Origin of the sequence: Aminobacter sp. UC22_36 (genome assembly GCF_044056035.1) — a bacterium.
In the GTDB taxonomy this organism is placed as follows: Bacteria; Pseudomonadota; Alphaproteobacteria; order Rhizobiales; family Rhizobiaceae; genus Aminobacter.
On sequence record NZ_CP171996.1, the window covers coordinates 2,037,414 to 2,053,498 of the forward strand.

Consider the following 16,085-nt stretch of genomic DNA (forward strand, 5'->3'; position numbering starts at 1 on the left):
TGGCAGGCGCTACAGTGCCGGCATGCTCAAACCTGTCGAACACGCCCAAAGCACATTGTCGCGACGCCTGCTGCAACTGCTGCGGCCGCTGGCGATGTCGAGCCGCACGGCGCGCGGCCCCGGCCTGCACACATTTGCCCGCCAGCTGTTCAGCTATTGCTGCATCGAGCGCGAGCGGCTGGCCAGCGTCGTTTCAGAAATGCCGAGGATCGGCATCGTGCTCAGCGGCGAAAAGGAGTTCTGGCTCGGCGATGCCGGCCAGCGTTTCGTCGCCGGCGATGTGTTTGTGCTGCCGGCCGGCACGGCGTTTGACGCGGTGAACATTCCCTCGGAGACGAGCGGCCTCTACGAGTCGCTGCTGGTCGAGGTCACCCAGGTGCCGAAATGGGTGCAGGAGATGCCGGGTGCCCGTCCGGTCGCCGGCTTTGACCTGCGCGTGCCGCTGACATCAGAGCTCGTTGATGCGCTGGGCCATGCCGCAATCTCGCTTGGCGGATCCGATCACGCGGCGGCACTGGCCGAACATCGCCTCGCCGAGGTGCTGATCCTGCTCCGGAAGATACCGGTGGCGCAGCCGCTGTTCGCGCAGTCGCTGGCCGAGCGCGCGGCATGGCTGGTGGCGCGGGCGCCTGCGAAGCGCTGGACGGCCGAGGAGATCGGGCGCGAACTCGGTGTCGGCGCCTCGACGTTGCGTCGCAAGCTTGTCGAGGCGGGCACGTCGCTGCGTGGCGTTCAGGCGTCGGCGCGGATGCAGCTGGCGCATGAGATGCTGGTCCGCGGCGCAGGCAACATCACCGATGCCGCCGATGCTGCCGGTTATGCTTCCAGATCGCATTTCGCCCGCCGCTTCCAGGCGGTCTATGGCGCTTCTCCCGCAGAAGTTCGGCTGCGCCAGCCATCGTAGCCGAGCTGATTGCGGTCAGCCTTGCCGGAAGGCCGGTGGGGAGGATAATTCTCTGCGTGGATGCATTTGAGGGCGATGACCCGGATGCCCGCCCCCGGCTGATTGCCGTGCTCCGTGGCGCCGGAGGGAGGTGTGCCGTGACGACATACATCATGCTGATCAACTGGACCGACCAGGGCGTACGCGACGTGCGTTCATCGCCCAAACGGCTCGATGCGGCCAAGAAGCTGCTCGGCGACATGGGTGGCTCATTCAAGCAGTTCTACCTGACCATGGGCGAATACGACATGGTGGCGGTGGCCGAGGCGCCCGACGACGCGGTGGTGGCACGCTTCGCCCTGATCCTGGGACAGGCCGGCAATATCAGGACACGCACGCTGAAAGCCTTCCCCGAACTTGCCTATCGCGAAATCATCGCATCGATGGGTTAAGCGCATGCCACGACGCGGGCACGCCGCTTGCGCCGTGGCTACGCCCCGATCGAAACGCCTCGACTGAATCAAGATGACCGTCTAAGCTTCGGAAAAACAACGGGAAGAACCAACATGTCGTTTCTGAAGAGGCTGTTTGGCGGTGGCGGCGGCGCAGCTGAGACCTCAGCGCCAGCGGTCGCCAAGGAGATCGAATACAAGGGCTTTGCCATCAAGGCGATGCCCTACAAGGAAGGCGGCCAGTTCCAGACCTGCGGCGTGGTTTCCAAGGACGTCGGCGGCGTGGTCAAGGAACACAAGTTCATCCGCGCCGACCGTTTTGCTGCGCTCGATGACGCGGTCGAGGTGTCGCTGACCAAGGGGCGCCAACTCGTCGACGAGCAGGGCGAGCGTATGTTCGGCTGAGGCTGGTGGTCTCGACCAGGCGTCGTTCGTCGCGATGCCATTCCATCATGTTGCCCTAATGCAACTTGCTGTCGCAATGCACGCCAAGTTATTGCGATCCTGCCTTGCGCGTCATTTTCATGACACCCTAGGGTGTTCGCATCCGATTCTGGGGACGCTCATGAAATCCGTTCTTCTCGCATCGACCATTCTCCTCGCCGCAACCAGCGCTGGTATGGCGGCTGACGCTGTGGCCTCCGACCCGGTGGTTGCGCCCTACAGCTGGACAGGCTTTTACGCCGGCGTTCATGGCGGCTATTCTTGGGGCAGTGGTGATGGTGCTTATCCGGAACCTGGTGTCGGGCAGTATGAGACGGCCTATCCCGAGGCCCAGGGCGGACTCCTGGGGGCGCAGGTCGGCTACAACCATCAGTGGGGGTCGTTGGTCCTCGGTATCGAGGGCGATCTGTCTTATTCCTGGGCTGACGGAAGCTCCAGAATTAATACGTTCCCCGGTGGGGTGGACGCCGATGGCCGGACCGACAGTGAGTACACCTACCTGGCAAGCATCACCGGTCGGGCCGGTTATGCGTTCGACCGTACCTTGCTCTATGCCAAGGGCGGCATAGGTTTCACCCGCCTCGAAATCACCGATTATGACGACCCGGAGACTTTCAACGCACGCGGATCCGAAACGCTGACGGGCTGGACGGTCGGTGGCGGCGTCGAGCATGCCCTGAACGACAAATGGTCTGTGAAGGGTGAGTATCAGTTCTATCGCTTCTCGGGCGACGTTGCCGTGAACGATCCCGTGGCCTTCCGCACTTACGAGGGCGATTTCGACGTGCACGCCATCAAGATCGGCCTGAACTACAAGTTCTGAGGTGTCATTGCTTCGCCATCAACCCCGGCCGCGCGCCGGGGTTTCTTGTTTTTGGGCTGCCGCCAAGCCTATCCAAGCGACCTGACATAGCCGATGTAGCCGCGCACGTCGTTGGCGGGTTCGGCGTAAGCATCGCCCAGCGATTTCTCCATGGCCGCGACATAGTCCTTTGCCCAGCTCGGCAGCGGATATTCGATGACGGCGAGGAACTCCAAGGTCGCGGCAAGCCTGATGTCGGCGATGGACGGCCTATCGCCGCCAATGAAGGGCTTGTCCTTGATGTAGAAGGAGCGGAACACGTCGAGCGGCTCGGCGAGTGCCTCGACAGCCGCCTGGCGCGCCTTTTCCTTGGTCGCGGCATCGGCGTCGCTGTGGCCGACTTCACCAGGATATTGCGGGAAGTTGAGTGCCGGGTAGGTGGCGCGCGCCAGATACGGATAGAAGGTGCCGATGAGATAGAACATGGCGCTGTCGATCATCGCGCGCCGCTCGGGATCGCTGGGGTAGAGGTTTTCCAGCCCGTGCTTGTTGGAGAGATACTGCATGATGGCGCAACTCTCCCACAAAACGCCGTTGGGCAATTCGGAGGTTTCGATCATCGGCGTGAGGTGGGCCGGGCATGCCGCGAGATATTCGGGCGACCTTGTCTGGCCGTAGACGTCCTTTTCGGTGAAGTCGAGACCCGAGGCGCGCAGGAACACGCGCGCGCTCATGTTGTTGACGCTTGGCTTGATGACGTTGAGCTTGATGTCGGCCATATCAGCTTCTCCAGCCTCAGTTGCGATAAGGGTCCTTGGGCTCGCGCCCGGCCGACAAAGTTGCCCGGCTGCGCTCGGTGAGCGCCTCGATGGCGTCCGCCAGATGGACTTCGGCAATGTTGTAGTCGCCGCGGGCGACCCTGACCTTGTGAGCTTCCATCAGCACGTCGGCATGGGTGTGGCCCGCGGGCGGCTCGAACCGGTAAGAGGCGAGCTCGATCAGCAGGCCGAGCGGGTCTTCGAAATAGATCGAATCCATGAAGCCGCGATCCTTGACGCCGCTGTGCTTGATGGCGCGCTCGTCCAGGCGCGCCACGGCCTGCAGGAATGTCACCCGCGAGACGGCGAAGGCGATGTGGTGGACGCAGCCGATGTCGGTCGGTGTCCGCTTCGGATCGGCCTTACGGTTCTCGTCGGTGAAGATGGTGATGAGGCGGCCGTCGCCGGGATCGAAATAGAGATGGCTTTCGCTGGCCTTGTCGAGATTGGGCTGCTCGAAGATGAACGGCATGCCGAGCAGGCCTTCCCAGAAGTCGATCGACGTAGTCCGGTCAGCGCCGACAAGGGTGATATGATGTACGCCTTGGGCCTGGAGCTTTCGCATGGCCATCCTCCGTTGGCATCAGTGCCGGACGAACTTCGTTACAAGCAAGGGATCAAGGACATGGCGCTGGCCTGGCATCGACGCCGGTCAGCAGTTAGTAGAAACTTCAGGTGGAGAGCGAGCCGGCCGCAACCGCAGTCTCCGCGGCCCATGGCTGTGCCGCGCGGCCCGGCGATGCAGGTCGCGGTGAAAGCCGCACCTTGATTGGCGCTGTGCATTCGTCACCTTTGGCCGTGCCCGTCGTTGCCGGACGTTGATCGTCGGCGACGCGGCAGCACTGGCCTCGCAAACATTAGTTCAATTTCGAGGCGCGTGCCAGAAAACAGCTGAGCCTCTGCTGCAGGCGCTGCACGGCGGCAAATACGGACAATCGGGTGCCTTGACGTTCGAGCTGCGTCAGCTGCGGAGGCCGGGCGCTTCCTGGCCGGTGCGCTCGACATATTCGGTGTAGCCGCCGCCATAGGTGTGGATGCCGTCGGGGGTCAGTTCGAGCACGCGGTTGGAAAGGGCCGCGAGGAAATGGCGGTCGTGTGAAACGAACAGCATCGTGCCCTCATATTGCGACAGCGCCGTGATGAGCATTTCCTTGGTGGTGATATCCAGATGGTTGGTCGGCTCGTCGAGAACCAAAAGGTTGGGCGGATCAAACAGCATGATCGCCATGACGAGGCGAGCCTTTTCGCCGCCTGACAGGACGCGGCACTTCTTCTCGATCTCGTCGCCGGAGAAGCCGAAGCAGCCGGCGAGCGCGCGCAGCGGCGCCTGGCCGGCTTGCGGGAAGGTGTCTTCCAACTGCTGGAACACGGTGCGGTCGCCGTCGAGCAGGTCCATGGCATGCTGGGCAAAGTAGCCCATCTTGACGCTTGGGCCGCGGGCGACGGTGCCATTGTCGGGATTGGAGGCGCCGGCAACCAGCTTCAGCAGCGTCGACTTGCCGGCGCCGTTGATGCCCATGATGCACCAGCGTTCCTTACGGCGGACCTGGAAGTCGAGGCCTTCATAGATGGTCTTGCTGCCATAGCTTTTGTGCACGTTCTTGAGCGTGACCACGTCTTCGCCCGAGCGCGGGGCCGGCTGGAATTCGAACGATACTGTCTGGCGGCGCTTGGGCGGCTCGACCTTGTCGATCTTGTCGAGCTTCTTGACCCGGCTCTGCACCTGGGCGGCATGCGAGGCGCGCGCCTTGAAGCGTTCGATGAAGGCGATTTCCTTGGCCAGCATTGCCTGCTGGCGTTCGAACTGGGCTTGCTGCTGCTTGTCGGCGAGCGCGCGCTGCTGCTGGTAGAATTCGTAGTCACCAGAGTAGGCGGTCAGCGAACCACCATCGATTTCGACGACCTTGTTGACGATTCGGTTCATGAACTCGCGATCGTGCGAGGTCATCAAAAGCGCGCCGTCATAGTTCTTGAGGAAGGCCTCGAGCCAGATCAGGCTTTCGAGATCGAGATGGTTGCTCGGCTCATCGAGCAAGAGCGCATCGGGGCGCATGAGCAAGATCTTGGCGAGCGCCACGCGCATCTTCCAGCCGCCGGACAGTGCACCGACGTCGCCGTCCATCATCTCTTGTGAGAAGCCGAGGCCGTCGAGGACTTCGCGGGCGCGGCCGTCGAGTGAATAGCCGTCGAGTTCCTCGAAGCGGCCCTGCACCTCGCCGTAGCGCTCGATGACCTGGTCCATCTCGTCGGCGCGCTCGGGGTCGACCATCGCCGCTTCCAGCTCGCGCATCTCGACGATCATCTCGCTGATCGGGCCGGCACCGTCCATCACCTCGGTGACAGGGCTGCGTCCCGACATGTCGCCGACATCCTGGCTGAAATAGCCGATGGTGACGCCGCGATCGACCGAGACCTGACCCTCGTCGGGCTCTTCCTGGCCGGTGATCATGCGGAACAAGGTCGTCTTGCCAGCACCATTGGGGCCGACGAGGCCGACCTTCTCGCCCTTCTGGAGCGCTGCCGAGGCCTCGATAAACACGAGCTGCTTGCCGTTCTGCTTGCCGATGTTTTCGAGACGAATCATGTTTGTAGGACCCAGAGGATGTGTCGGGTCACCACGCCATCGGTTGCGCCCGTAAAAGAGATCGCCCGTAAAGCATCCCGCACCTTGGCGCGCAAGGGCCGCCGATGTCACAGGCACCGGCGGCGCAAAGATAGAAGTGTCGTCCTAGCCGATGAGATGGCGCAGCACGCCCGCCGACGCGATGGCGATGATGACCGTCGGCAGCATCGACAGCCGCGTTGCTGCAAGGACGGTGATCGCGAGCGCCAGAAGGTCGGCCGGATTGTCGGAGACGAAATCAGGTGCGATGACCGAGATCAGCACGCAGCCGGGGGCGGCCTCCATGACGGCGGTGGCGCGCGGGCTCAGCGCGCGGTTGCGCAATATGACGTAGCCACCGATGCGCGTGAGGTAGGTGACGGAAGCCATCAGGACGATGGCGACAAGGTTGATGGGGTCGATCATGCATCACCTGCCAGCAGATAGGCCGAGACAAGGCCGGACAGAGCACCGGCAGCGACATACCAGGCGCCGGGGACCAGGAGATGGACGAGTGCGGCAACGACCAGACTGACCAGCCATGGCCTTGCCGCGGCGACGCCTTTCCACATGCCGGCGAGCAGCACCAGGAACACGGCCGGGAACGCCATGTCGAAGCCATAGGCCTCGACGTCGCCGAGGACGGGGCCGAGTGCGCCGCCAAGACCGGTGAAAATGACCCAGGCGAGATAGAAGGGGATCGAGGCGCCCGCATAGTATGGCAGGCTGAAGGCCGGGCCGATGCCTGCCGCGGCCCGCTTCCTGGCGTCGGCGAGGCCGAGCGCCCAGCTCTCGTCGCACATCAGGAACAGTGCCGGAAACGCTTTGCGCTTGGGCAGATGGCGCAGGAACGGCGCCAGGGCCGCGCCCATCAAAAGGTGGCGGCTGTTGACCAACAAGGTGATGGCGGCAATGAGCAGCACATGCGGCGGCGAGGTCCAAAGCTGGATCGCAGCGAATTCCGAGCCGCCGGCGAAGTTCAGCCCGGTCATCAACGGCACCTCGATCGGGCTCAGCCCCTTCTGCGCCGCCTGGGCGCCGAGCACCAGCGCGTAGGGCACGATGCCGAGCAGCACCGGTGTGCATGAGCGCATGCCGCGCCAGAACTCGGAACCGATGCCGCCTTCTGTCCGGTCGGACAATGTGGCTTGCGAAATGCTCATGAAATCATCCTCGCGTGCCCTGCGGCTCGCGCTTTCCAAGTGGCTTGAACTGATGTTGTCGAAGCGCAACTTAGTCCAACATCGACGCAATTTGCTTGCGAAGATCGTTGAATTTGACGCCGTTCTGGCATCTGATGCGACAGGTGAGTGAAAAATTGGATTCCTCAGCCAATGAAGCTTGATGACATCGACAAGCGCATTCTGCGCGCGTTGCAGCGTGACGGCCGGATGGCGAACAACGATCTGGCGCGCGAGGTCGGGCTGTCGCCGTCGCCCTGCCTGCGGCGTGTCAAGCTCCTGGAGGAGGCCGGCGTCATCGACCGCTACGTCGCCATGCTAAATCCGGCCAAGATCGGCCGAGGACAGACATTTTTCACGCGCATCTGGCTGAAGGCGCAGGATGAGGACACGATCGAGCATTTCGCGGCCGAGGTGTCGAAGCTGCCGGAGGTGCTGGAGTGCTACCTGATGCTCGGCGACTGCGACGCGATGGTGCGGGTCGTTGCGGCCAACATCGATGCCTATCGGCGCTTCCAGTCCGAACATCTCAGCCGGATCAAGGGCGTGCAGAACGTCAAGACCGACGTGCCGAGCCAGACGATCAAGCAGACATCGGAAATGCCGCTCTAGCCGAAATGCCGGCTGTGGAGAAAAGGCCCCGGTTGTCGCCGGGGCCTTTTGCTTGGGTCAGGCCGGCTGGACCAGATTGGCGAGCAGGCGGAAGGCGCCCGGCACCAGCTTGTCGAGCTGGTGGTGCAGCACCAGCGAGGTGTGGGTGTGGCGGCCCTTGCCGATCTCGGCCGACAAAAGCGAGCCTTGCAGCTTGTCTTCGCCCTTGTCGCTCATTGCCAGCAGCGGCTTGTAGGCCTTGTCCCAATCGGAGGCGAAGTAGAGGCCGCGCTCCTTGTCCCAGTTGGCCCAGTCGTCCGGCCCGATCTTGTTGGGCTTGTTGAGCAGCGGGTGTTGCGGCTCGAGGATATCGACCTCCGAAGCGGCGTCGGTGACGCGGTAGCGGATCGAGGGCGAGCCGATCTTGAGGAACAGCGGCGGCACCTTCTCGGCATCCCAGCCGTCGCTCGGGCGGTGGTAGAGCGTGACCAGATGGCCGCCATCCTGCACCCATTTGTGCAATTCGGGCACGGCCTTGGCGAGATCCTTGCGCTTGCCGAAGGCGAAGATGCCGACAACGATGGTCTTGAGGTCGCGATAGCTACCCTGTTCGACATCGGCGGGGCTGAGCTCGACGACGTCGATGCCGAGCCGCTTCATCCACAGCCCGACCTTGTCGTTGCCGCCGCTGATGTAGCCGACCTTCAGACCGGTCAGCTCGGCGCCGACCGTCTGCACCGGAACCGAGATCCTGGTCGGCACGACGGAACGGCCGATATGCGGGTAGGTGAAGGTGTTGATGGCATAGGCGTCCTTGCCGAGCAGCTGCGGCTCGATGGCAAAGCGTGTTTCGCCGGGCTTTGCCGGTGGCTGCAGGTCGAACGTGCCTGACATATCCGACGCTTCGCCCGACGGGTTCAGCGCCCAGCCCTCGGGCAGGTCGATCTTGAGGTCGCCGACCTTGGCGTTGGTGACGGTCGCGGTCATGGCGACAGGTGCGAGGTCAGCCGCGGTGTTAAACACCACCGCGTCCGGCTTCAGCTCGAGCGACGCCGCAGGCACGACCCTAAGCGCGTCTTCGAGATCGACGTCGAGCACCGCCGAATGGCCGCCGATCGTCGCGGTCAGGCGCACGAAGGCATCGCCATTGCCGCCGAGCGGGTCGAACTGCTCGGTCAGCGGGTTGGTGAGCTCTGCGTCGGCTGCCACCGAGAGCTGGTCGTTGCTCGCCGTCAGGCCCTTGCGGGCGATGATCTCGGCCGATTCAACGACAACGTTTTCAGGCGCTTCGACCAAGGTCTTGATGGTGATGCTATCGCCTGGCTTGAGATCTTCGCCTGAGGTGAAGGCCCTGACATGCATGCCGGCGGCGGTTGCCAGAACGAGGTCGATTTCGCGCGCCTTGCGTTCGAGGCGGTGGGCGACCTGGGTACGCAGCTCCTGCGGCAGCTGCTTGCGGGCCTCGGCGATGGCCTTGGCGATTTCGACGGCCTTGGAGACCACTACGACCGGATCGCCATAGTCGGCGATGGCCTCATCGATCAAACCCTGCGCGTTGCGCAGCGCATCGGCCGAAGACGCCGGCATGCCATCGAGCTTGGCGATGTCGCCGACGGTGGCGATCAGGCCCTCGCGGATGTCGCTTTCGCTCTTGGCCGGCTCGCCCTGGGCGACACGCGCCAGATGCAGCTGCCACTCGGTCTGTGGCTCTTCGCGCCACTTGCCCATGCCCTGGGTCAGGTGGCAGGAGCGCGACCACTCGCCCATCTGCGGGAAGGTGGCGCCAGAAATCTTGTCGCGCTCGGGCGCGGTGACGGTCAGCGTCGTCGGGGGTGGGGGTGTTTCGTCATCATAGACGCCGCCACCGCCGCCATAGGCCGGCGAATAGATCTTGGGCACGTTCCACGGGTCGAGGCCTGAGGCGATCTGGTCCGGATATTCCTTGGCGTCGCCCGAGATGTCCGCGGTCACGAAGGTGGCAACCACGGCGGCGCGGTGCTGGCCGTGCTGGCCCGGCACGTCGAGGAAGCAGTTCATGACGATGTCGGGCTTGTACTGGCGGAAGGCCCAGGTCATGCGCTCGACGACACGGTCGCGGCCCCAGCGATCGATGGTGGCGTTGGGGTCCTTGGAGAAGCCGAAATCATGCACCGAATCGGAATGGCCGCGGCCACCGAAGGCGAGCGAGGCGTCGAGCGAGCGCGAAGCTTCCTGCATTTCGCGGGTGCGCAGCACGCCGAGCACCGAGCCGCGCTCGGCGCCGATGCTGTTCTGGCCGCCTTCGCCGCGGGTGATGCAATAGAGCACCGGGCGGATGCCGTAGACGTGGCGCAGGGCGGCAAGCAGGCCGCTCGGCTCGTCGTCGGGGTGCGCCCCGGTGGTCATGAAGGTGAGCGTCGAGGTCAGCCGCTCCAGGCGGCGATGCAAGGTCACGATTGCCGGCTCCAGCTTCTGCCGGGCGATCATCTCGAGGTCGGTGGCGGGGGCGGCCTGCGCGGCAGTGCGCATGGCCAGAAGGGCAGGCGGCAACGAGGCGATGAACAATCGCCGGGTCATCGTGGACATGGAAATCTCCTCTCGTAATCAGGCGGCGCCTCGAGGTGGCAGCTCCCCTCCCGTGGGCGCCTCCGCTGACCAATGGGGCCAGCCATGCAGACTATGGCCAGCAAGATAAAATAACTCAAGTAAGTTTATGTAAGTGAGGAGGTGCTTACCTAAGGTGAGAAGCTGTCGGGTAGAGCGAGGGCATGTCATGTCATCTGGGCCTGCAGCGGCGATGTTTTCGCCTGCTGCGGCTTGCTTCGTGCAGTGTCCTCGACATTGAAGACGGATGCTGGTCCGGCATCGAAAGACAACTGGATCAAAGGGAGCAAGTGGATATGGCGCCGTCATCCATCCGAGAATCAATCGGGGGACGTCTGGCGACGTCCCCCCGATGGCGATCGTGGCGGCGCTATGCGGCAATGGCCGTCTGAATGGAAGCTGCAACCAGCGCGTCGACCTTGGCCGTTGCCTTGGTGAGTGCCGCTGTGACCGCGTCCGGGCCCATGCCGACGCCCTCGATGCGGATAACCTCGACATCGGTCATGCCGATGAAGCCGAGCACGCTGCGCAGATAGGGGATGGCATGGTCCATCTGGACTGCTGCACCTTCCGAATAGATGCCGCCCGAGGCGAGCACGATGTAAACCTTCTTGCCCGTGACAAGGCCCTTGGGGCCATTTTCGCCATAGGCGAAGGTCTTGCCAGAGCGGGCGACGTGATCGACCCAGGACTTCAGCGTCGACGAGATGTTGAAGTTGATGAAGCCGGTGGCGAGGATGACGGTGTCGGCGGCGAAAAGCTCGTCGAGCGCGGCGTCGGAAACCCCGACCACCTCGGCCTGGCGCTGGGTCCGGTCTTCGGCAGGCGTGTAGATGCCGGTGGCATAGTCGCTATCAATATGAGGCAGCGGGTTGGCGACGAGGTCGCGGACGACCAGATTGGCTCTGGGATCGGCGGCCACCAACTTCTGGGCGAATTCGGTGGCGATGCGGGTCGAATGCGAGGCGGCAACGCGGGGGCTGGACGTGACAAGCAGGACGGACATGGCGGTTTCTCTTGGGTTGGGTTGTTCGGTGCAATGAATATGGTCCGACCAACCCAATTGAAAAACTGGCATATTATCTATATGATCCATCTAAAATCTGGATGGATCGATGCAGCCCAATCCCACTCTCGACCAACTCCAGGTCTTTGTTGCCGTGGCTGAAACCGGAAGTTTTTCCGCCGCCGGCCGCAAGCTCAACCGTGCGCAGTCGGTCATCAGCTATGCCATCGCCAATCTCGAGGCGCAGTTGGGCCTCAAGCTGTTCGAGCGCGAAGGCACCCGCGAGCCGCAGCTGACCGACGTCGGCAAGACGATGCTGGAAGATGCCCGGCGCATGATCGGCGTGCTGCAGCGGATACGCTCGCGGGCCAGCGGCCACCAGCAGGGGCTTGAGGCGGAAGTCGCGATGTCGGTTGAAGTTGCCTTGCCGTCGCCGGTGCTGGTCCCGGTGCTGAAGGCATTCGAGGAGCGGTTTCCGACCGTAGCGCTGCGCCTGCATGTCGGTTCGCTCGGGCTGATCGTCGATCAGGTCATGACCGGGCAGGCCGATCTCGGGGTGGGCGGCATAACGGGCGAGGCCGAGGTGCAGCTTGTTCGCCTTGGCTTCATGTCCATGGTGCCGGCAGCGGCTCCCGATCATCCGCTGGCACGGTTTTCCGGTCCGGTGCCGCTGGAGGAGATGCGCGAGCACATCCAGCTCGTTGTGTCAGACCAGTCGGAGCGGACGCGCGGACGCGATTTCGGCGTTTTCGCCTATCGCACCTGGCGGCTGACCGACATGCGCACCAAACACGCCCTGATGCGTGAGGGGCTCGGCTGGGGCGGTCTGCCCCGCTGGCTGATCGCCGACGATCTGGCAAAGGGCCGCCTGGTGGAGCTCAACCTCGAGCCCTACAGCGAGCAGCGCTCGCCGCTGTTTGCCATGCACCGCGCCGACCGCACGCCAAAGCCGGCCGCGGCCTGGCTGATCGAGCAGTTCAAGCGCGAGCTTGGCTGTTTCAACGAGTTCGAGCCGCATCGCCAGACAACGACCGGCATGGCGTGAGCGTCAGGCTGATAGGTCAGGCGTCATCAGCCCGTCGATCAGTGCCGAGATGACGGCGACCTGGTCGGCAAACGGCGCACCAGCATCGATTGCCAGTGCGGCGCGGTCGAAGGTGGCGGCGAGCAGGCTGGTGAGGGCTGCGAGCGGCAGCTTGCGCATGGCGCCGGCGCGCATCGTCGCTGCGAGGCCTTCGCGCAGCGTGCGGTTGCCGTGGCGGTCGTCGATGGCGTCCATGCCGGGGCGGCCGAGCACCGCCGGGCCGTCGAGCAGCAAAAGTCGTGTCCGTCCCGGCACCTGCATCGCCCGGAGATAGGCTTCGGTGCCGACAAGAAGTGCTTCGCGGGCGCCAAGGGTGGTGGGTGCCGCGCGTTCGACCTCTTCGGCAACCGCGTTGGCCTCCTGCTCGGCCACCGCGGCGAACAGCGCCTGCTTGTCGCTGAAGTGGTGATAGAGCGCGCCGCGCGTGACGCCGGCCGCAGCCACGATCTCCGGCGTGCCTGTCTCGGCATAGGATTTTTCGGTGAACAGCCTGCGCGCGGCGGCGATCAGGTCGCCACGGGTTGCCTCGGTGCGGTCGCGGTTGGAGCGGCGTTCGCTTTTCACTTGCATACATGCAGCCTGTATGTTAATTCACATTTACATGCAGACTGTATGTTGATTGAGGAGAGAAGGAAAGCCATGAAAACGACCAGCTACTACCCCGTTCTGATGACCGGCGACGTCGCCGGCACCGCCGCTTTCTACGTCAAGCATTTCCGCTTCGCGTCGCAGTTCGACGCCGGCTGGTATGTCCACCTGCGGTCGGCGGAAGACAGGGACGTCAATCTCGCCATCGTCCAGGGCGACCACGAGACGATTCCCGAGGAGGGGCGTGGGCGGGCCGCCGGCCTGCTGATCAATTTCGAGGTCAAGGATGTCGATGCCGTGCACGCGCGGCTCGTCGCGGAAGGGCTGCCGATCCTGCGCTCGCTGCGCGACGAAGACTTCGGGCAGCGCCACTTCATTACCAGGGATCCCAATGGCGTGCTGATCGACGTCATCACGCCGATCCCGCCGAGCCCCGAGTTCCTGGCGCTGTATGTGCCGGATACGGTTGACGCCTGAGGCAAACGAAAACGGAGGCGCCGCGAGGCGCCTCCGTCATTTTACCGATACCGGCTTCAAACCTGGCCGGCCTAGTCCTGGATGTAGCAGCGCTTGCGGACGCCGGGCGCCGGATCGCCGAAGGTCTCGTTGTCGCAGTCGACGCCGTCGCGGAAGACACCTTCCTCGAATTGGCTCATCGTGCCGTAGCGCACCCGCTTGCGGCCGTAGAAGTCGCAATACTCGTTCTCGTTGGCGCAGGCGACCCAGCGCTTGCGGCGCGGTTCGCCGTAGCCGCCGTCGCCATAGTCGCCGCCGCGGCGGCCACGCTCGACGATGTAGCATTCCTTGCGCATGCCGGGCGCCGGGTCGCCGAAGCTGCGGTTCGAGCAGCGGACAGCGGGGCCATCGATGAAGCGCGAGGTGGTCCTGCCTTGCGCGCCATAGACGACCTCGGCCGGATAAGGCAGGCGGCAGGTGCCGCCTTCCGATGCGCAGCGGATCAGCCGTTGAGCCTCTGCGGGGGTGGGGGTGAAGGCAGACACGGCTGCCGCCAGTCCGGCGACGCAGATCGATGCGAAGGCCGTCCGCATCGTAAGGGTTTGGGCGATTGACACGATAGATGTCCTCGAATCGTTGGAGGCCTAGACCTTAGCGGGCATGGCTTGAACGCAAGATGAATGCGGCGTTTTGAAGAAAGGTTTTGCGCCTGACCAGGCACGGTGCCCACATGGTAGGCAAATGGTGTCGAGGGCGGGCGCCGGCGATTGTCCGGTGCCCACCAGCGAACTGTCGCCGAACTGCGCGTCGGCCTGCCGTGGTCGATCGGGCCTAAGCGTTGGCTGGGCGCTCCTGTACCGGATAGATGCGGTCGTAGGCCAAGTTGAAGACGAATGCGTAGGCCATGTAGAACAGCGCAAACGACGCATCCATCAGCAGCGCCTGGACAAGGCTTATGCCGAGATACCAGGCGATGAACGGCATCAGAACGGCGAGAAGCCCGACCTCGAAAAGGACGGCGTGAGCGACACGCACCTTAAGCGATTTCTTGACGCTGCCTGTTATCGCCAGAAGCAGGTGGTCGAAGCCGAGATTGAACAGGTAGTTCCAGATTGTGGCGATCGTCGCGCTGACGATGGCGACCGCGCCGATGTCGCCCATGGGCATATGAAGGCCCAGGCGCCGAGCGGCGTTACGAGCGCCAGCCCGATCAGCTCGAAGCTTATGGCGTGGCGAACACGATCAAGAGTGGTGCGCATCCAACCCCCGTGGGATTTCGGCCCGTTCCGAAAAAGCGTCCCAGATGGGGGAGATGGTCCTCGCTTCGCAGTCAAGATTATTGAAGCCGGGCTAGCTGTTCAATACTGCCATGACCAGCCGTTCGACGGTGCCAGGAGCCACGGACAACGCTGCGTGTTGGCCCGGCTATTTGCTGCGATTGAAAAAGATCGTGCCGGCGCCGGCGAGTGCCAATATGGTGCCGGCAACGAAAGGCGGGATGAATACGGCCAGCGCCTCTGTGTCTTCCCAGCGCAGACGGAAATCGTTGCAGCCGGTGCCGCAGCCATAAGCGTTCAACCAGACCCAGCCGCCAAAGGTCGTCGCGCAGACTGCGATACCCAGCGCGAGCAGTGCACATCCGATCCAACGCAAGGCAGCCTCCGCACAAATGGAAACGGAGGTGCTGTGCAGCACCTCCGTCCGTTCTGTCAATCGGCGGTTCGCCCGCCGAAGCTCAGTCAATCCAGTAAGTTGGCCGGCGCGGCTGAGAAAATGAATCCGGTCAATGATCCGTTCAGATGCTCGGGCCGTCCTCGACGCCGGCCTTCTTGTCGCTTTTGCTCAGGCCGGTAAGGCGGTCGATGTAGGCCAGCAGCAGCGCTGACAGCACAAAGGTCAAGTGGATGAGTGTCAGCCACATCAACTGTTCGGAGGTGTATTGCTGGTGGTTGAGGAAGACCTGCAGCAGATGGATCGACGAGATCGCGACGATGGTCGAGGCGACCTTGATCTTGAGCGAGCTGATGTCGATGGTGCCGAGCCAGTGGACTTCGCCATCATGGTTGTCGAAGCGGCTGACAAAATTCTCGTAGCCGGAAATGATGACCATCACCACAAGGGAAGCGACAAGTGCCGCATCGATCAGCCCCAGCACCTTCAGGATGGTGTCGGTGTCATCGAGAATCATCACCTTCATGACGAATTCGTAGAGCTTCTTGACGAAGGACAGCGCGTAGATGCCGAGCGCTACGGCGAGGCCGAGGTAAAACACCACGAGCAGCCAGCGCGAGGCAAGAATGATGGATTCGACAGCGTGTTCGAGGCGTTTCATGAGACGTCCGAAATTTTACGATTGCAGATTGAGGCGGTGCCGACGAATGCAACAGCTTTGGGGATAAAACAAGGCCCGGCCGCTGGAGGGGGAATTCGGCCGGGCCTGATCTCCTGAAACGCCGGAGATGGACGGGGCAGGGAACCACGTCACCCACAAAGTGGCATCAAAATCCAGCGATTCAATGACCAAAGCCGGGTGATCGCGTGATTGTTACCGGTCGATACTGTGTCCGAGCAGGATCCTGAAATGGTTCCGGCGAT

The 16,085-nt window shown here is 63.3% G+C and carries 18 protein-coding genes and 1 pseudogene; 7 read left to right on the plus strand and 12 right to left on the minus strand.

Features of this window, described 5'->3' with window-relative positions:
- The first annotated feature begins 22 nt into the window (after positions 1-22).
- From ACHMW7_RS13210 to ACHMW7_RS13225, 4 genes are all read left to right on the plus strand, one after another.
- A complete protein-coding gene (locus ACHMW7_RS13210) occupies positions 23-904 on the plus strand; it encodes a helix-turn-helix domain-containing protein (protein WP_395450671.1) in 882 nt (293 codons plus the stop codon).
- Positions 905-1,041: 137 nt separating this feature from the next.
- Positions 1,042-1,335 carry a GYD domain-containing protein gene (locus tag ACHMW7_RS13215; RefSeq protein ID WP_310316651.1) on the plus strand — a complete coding sequence of 98 codons (294 nt, stop codon included), beginning with the start codon at positions 1,042-1,044 and terminating at the stop codon, positions 1,333-1,335.
- A gap of 114 nt (positions 1,336-1,449) precedes the next feature.
- Positions 1,450-1,740 (plus strand): HlyU family transcriptional regulator, encoded by a 291-nt coding sequence (locus tag ACHMW7_RS13220; RefSeq protein ID WP_395450672.1) that lies wholly within the window; start codon positions 1,450-1,452, stop codon positions 1,738-1,740.
- Positions 1,741-1,900: 160 nt separating this feature from the next.
- On the plus strand, positions 1,901-2,602 hold the full coding sequence (locus ACHMW7_RS13225) for an outer membrane protein (protein WP_395450673.1): 702 nt from the start codon (positions 1,901-1,903) through the stop codon (positions 2,600-2,602).
- A 68-nt stretch (positions 2,603-2,670) separates the two neighbouring features.
- On the opposite strand, the gene ACHMW7_RS13230 is transcribed toward ACHMW7_RS13225, so the two are convergent.
- The 5 genes from ACHMW7_RS13230 to ACHMW7_RS13250 form a co-directional block, all read right to left on the minus strand.
- Entirely contained in the window at positions 2,671-3,360 is a 690-nt protein-coding gene (locus ACHMW7_RS13230) for a glutathione S-transferase family protein (RefSeq protein WP_395450674.1), read from the minus strand.
- Between the two features lie 16 nt (positions 3,361-3,376).
- A complete protein-coding gene (locus ACHMW7_RS13235; protein WP_395450675.1) occupies positions 3,377-3,964 on the minus strand; it encodes a VOC family protein in 588 nt (195 codons plus the stop codon).
- Positions 3,965-4,360: 396 nt separating this feature from the next.
- Positions 4,361-5,983, minus strand: a complete 1,623-nt coding sequence (locus ACHMW7_RS13240) for an ABC-F family ATP-binding cassette domain-containing protein (protein ID WP_395450676.1) — start codon at positions 5,981-5,983, stop codon at positions 4,361-4,363.
- 144 nt (positions 5,984-6,127) lie between these two features.
- Positions 6,128-6,427, minus strand: a complete 300-nt coding sequence (locus ACHMW7_RS13245; RefSeq protein ID WP_395450677.1) for an AzlD family protein — start codon at positions 6,425-6,427, stop codon at positions 6,128-6,130.
- The gene (locus ACHMW7_RS13250; RefSeq protein ID WP_395450678.1) at positions 6,424-7,164 is read right to left on the minus strand and encodes an AzlC family ABC transporter permease; all 741 of its coding nucleotides are present in this window, start codon (positions 7,162-7,164) and stop codon (positions 6,424-6,426) included. The genes ACHMW7_RS13245 and ACHMW7_RS13250 overlap by 4 nt, the downstream gene beginning before the upstream one ends.
- Before the next feature lie 171 nt (positions 7,165-7,335).
- Between ACHMW7_RS13250 and ACHMW7_RS13255 the strand changes: the two genes are divergently transcribed.
- Positions 7,336-7,794: an Lrp/AsnC family transcriptional regulator gene (locus ACHMW7_RS13255; protein ID WP_395450679.1), complete on the plus strand. Its 459-nt coding sequence runs from the start codon at positions 7,336-7,338 to the stop codon at positions 7,792-7,794.
- Positions 7,795-7,851: 57 nt separating this feature from the next.
- Here the strand turns inward: ACHMW7_RS13255 and ACHMW7_RS13260 are convergent, their stop codons facing one another.
- Together ACHMW7_RS13260 and ACHMW7_RS13265 are read right to left on the minus strand one after the other, a co-directional pair.
- Positions 7,852-10,338, minus strand: coding sequence for a PIG-L family deacetylase (locus tag ACHMW7_RS13260; protein ID WP_395450680.1), 2,487 nt, complete (start codon positions 10,336-10,338; stop codon positions 7,852-7,854).
- Between the two features lie 388 nt (positions 10,339-10,726).
- On the minus strand, positions 10,727-11,362 hold the full coding sequence (locus ACHMW7_RS13265) for an FMN-dependent NADH-azoreductase (protein WP_395450681.1): 636 nt from the start codon (positions 11,360-11,362) through the stop codon (positions 10,727-10,729).
- Positions 11,363-11,471: 109 nt separating this feature from the next.
- On the opposite strand from ACHMW7_RS13265, the gene ACHMW7_RS13270 reads away from it, so the two are divergent.
- A complete protein-coding gene (locus ACHMW7_RS13270; RefSeq protein ID WP_395450682.1) occupies positions 11,472-12,407 on the plus strand; it encodes a LysR family transcriptional regulator in 936 nt (311 codons plus the stop codon).
- 3 nt (positions 12,408-12,410) lie between these two features.
- Here the strand turns inward: ACHMW7_RS13270 and ACHMW7_RS13275 are convergent, their stop codons facing one another.
- Complete coding sequence (locus ACHMW7_RS13275; RefSeq protein ID WP_395450683.1) at positions 12,411-13,016, minus strand: TetR/AcrR family transcriptional regulator; 606 nt, start codon at positions 13,014-13,016, stop codon at positions 12,411-12,413.
- Positions 13,017-13,085: 69 nt separating this feature from the next.
- On the opposite strand from ACHMW7_RS13275, the gene ACHMW7_RS13280 reads away from it, so the two are divergent.
- Positions 13,086-13,511: a VOC family protein gene (locus tag ACHMW7_RS13280; protein ID WP_395450684.1), complete on the plus strand. Its 426-nt coding sequence runs from the start codon at positions 13,086-13,088 to the stop codon at positions 13,509-13,511.
- 71 nt (positions 13,512-13,582) lie between these two features.
- On the opposite strand, the gene ACHMW7_RS13285 is transcribed toward ACHMW7_RS13280, so the two are convergent.
- The 4 genes and pseudogenes from ACHMW7_RS13285 to ACHMW7_RS13300 all read right to left on the minus strand — a co-directional run bounded on the left by ACHMW7_RS13285 (position 13,583) and on the right by ACHMW7_RS13300 (position 15,822).
- Positions 13,583-14,107 carry a hypothetical protein gene (locus ACHMW7_RS13285; protein WP_395450685.1) on the minus strand — a complete coding sequence of 175 codons (525 nt, stop codon included), beginning with the start codon at positions 14,105-14,107 and terminating at the stop codon, positions 13,583-13,585.
- A 214-nt stretch (positions 14,108-14,321) separates the two neighbouring features.
- Positions 14,322-14,749 (minus strand): annotated as a pseudogene (locus tag ACHMW7_RS13290) (PACE efflux transporter).
- A gap of 166 nt (positions 14,750-14,915) precedes the next feature.
- Positions 14,916-15,203: a hypothetical protein gene (locus tag ACHMW7_RS13295; RefSeq protein WP_395450686.1), complete on the minus strand. Its 288-nt coding sequence runs from the start codon at positions 15,201-15,203 to the stop codon at positions 14,916-14,918.
- 82 nt (positions 15,204-15,285) lie between these two features.
- A complete protein-coding gene (locus ACHMW7_RS13300) occupies positions 15,286-15,822 on the minus strand; it encodes a TIGR00645 family protein (protein WP_395450687.1) in 537 nt (178 codons plus the stop codon).
- Between the last annotated feature and the right edge of the window lie 263 nt (positions 15,823-16,085).

Coding starts and splice junctions, on each gene's coding strand:
- ACHMW7_RS13210 (WP_395450671.1), top strand. CDS start 23: ATGCTCAAACCTGTCGAACACGCCCAAAGCACATTGTCGCGACGCCTG.
- ACHMW7_RS13220 (WP_395450672.1), top strand. CDS start 1,450: ATGTCGTTTCTGAAGAGGCTGTTTGGCGGTGGCGGCGGCGCAGCTGAG.
- ACHMW7_RS13225 (WP_395450673.1), top strand. CDS start 1,901: ATGAAATCCGTTCTTCTCGCATCGACCATTCTCCTCGCCGCAACCAGC.
- ACHMW7_RS13230 (WP_395450674.1), bottom strand. CDS start 3,360: ATGGCCGACATCAAGCTCAACGTCATCAAGCCAAGCGTCAACAACATG.
- ACHMW7_RS13235 (WP_395450675.1), bottom strand. CDS start 3,964: ATGCGAAAGCTCCAGGCCCAAGGCGTACATCATATCACCCTTGTCGGC.
- ACHMW7_RS13240 (WP_395450676.1), bottom strand. CDS start 5,983: ATGATTCGTCTCGAAAACATCGGCAAGCAGAACGGCAAGCAGCTCGTG.
- ACHMW7_RS13245 (WP_395450677.1), bottom strand. CDS start 6,427: ATGATCGACCCCATCAACCTTGTCGCCATCGTCCTGATGGCTTCCGTC.
- ACHMW7_RS13250 (WP_395450678.1), bottom strand. CDS start 7,164: ATGAGCATTTCGCAAGCCACATTGTCCGACCGGACAGAAGGCGGCATC.
- ACHMW7_RS13255 (WP_395450679.1), top strand. CDS start 7,336: ATGAAGCTTGATGACATCGACAAGCGCATTCTGCGCGCGTTGCAGCGT.
- ACHMW7_RS13260 (WP_395450680.1), bottom strand. CDS start 10,338: ATGTCCACGATGACCCGGCGATTGTTCATCGCCTCGTTGCCGCCTGCC.
- ACHMW7_RS13265 (WP_395450681.1), bottom strand. CDS start 11,362: ATGTCCGTCCTGCTTGTCACGTCCAGCCCCCGCGTTGCCGCCTCGCAT.
- ACHMW7_RS13270 (WP_395450682.1), top strand. CDS start 11,472: ATGCAGCCCAATCCCACTCTCGACCAACTCCAGGTCTTTGTTGCCGTG.
- ACHMW7_RS13275 (WP_395450683.1), bottom strand. CDS start 13,016: ATGCAAGTGAAAAGCGAACGCCGCTCCAACCGCGACCGCACCGAGGCA.
- ACHMW7_RS13280 (WP_395450684.1), top strand. CDS start 13,086: ATGAAAACGACCAGCTACTACCCCGTTCTGATGACCGGCGACGTCGCC.
- ACHMW7_RS13300 (WP_395450687.1), bottom strand. CDS start 15,822: ATGAAACGCCTCGAACACGCTGTCGAATCCATCATTCTTGCCTCGCGC.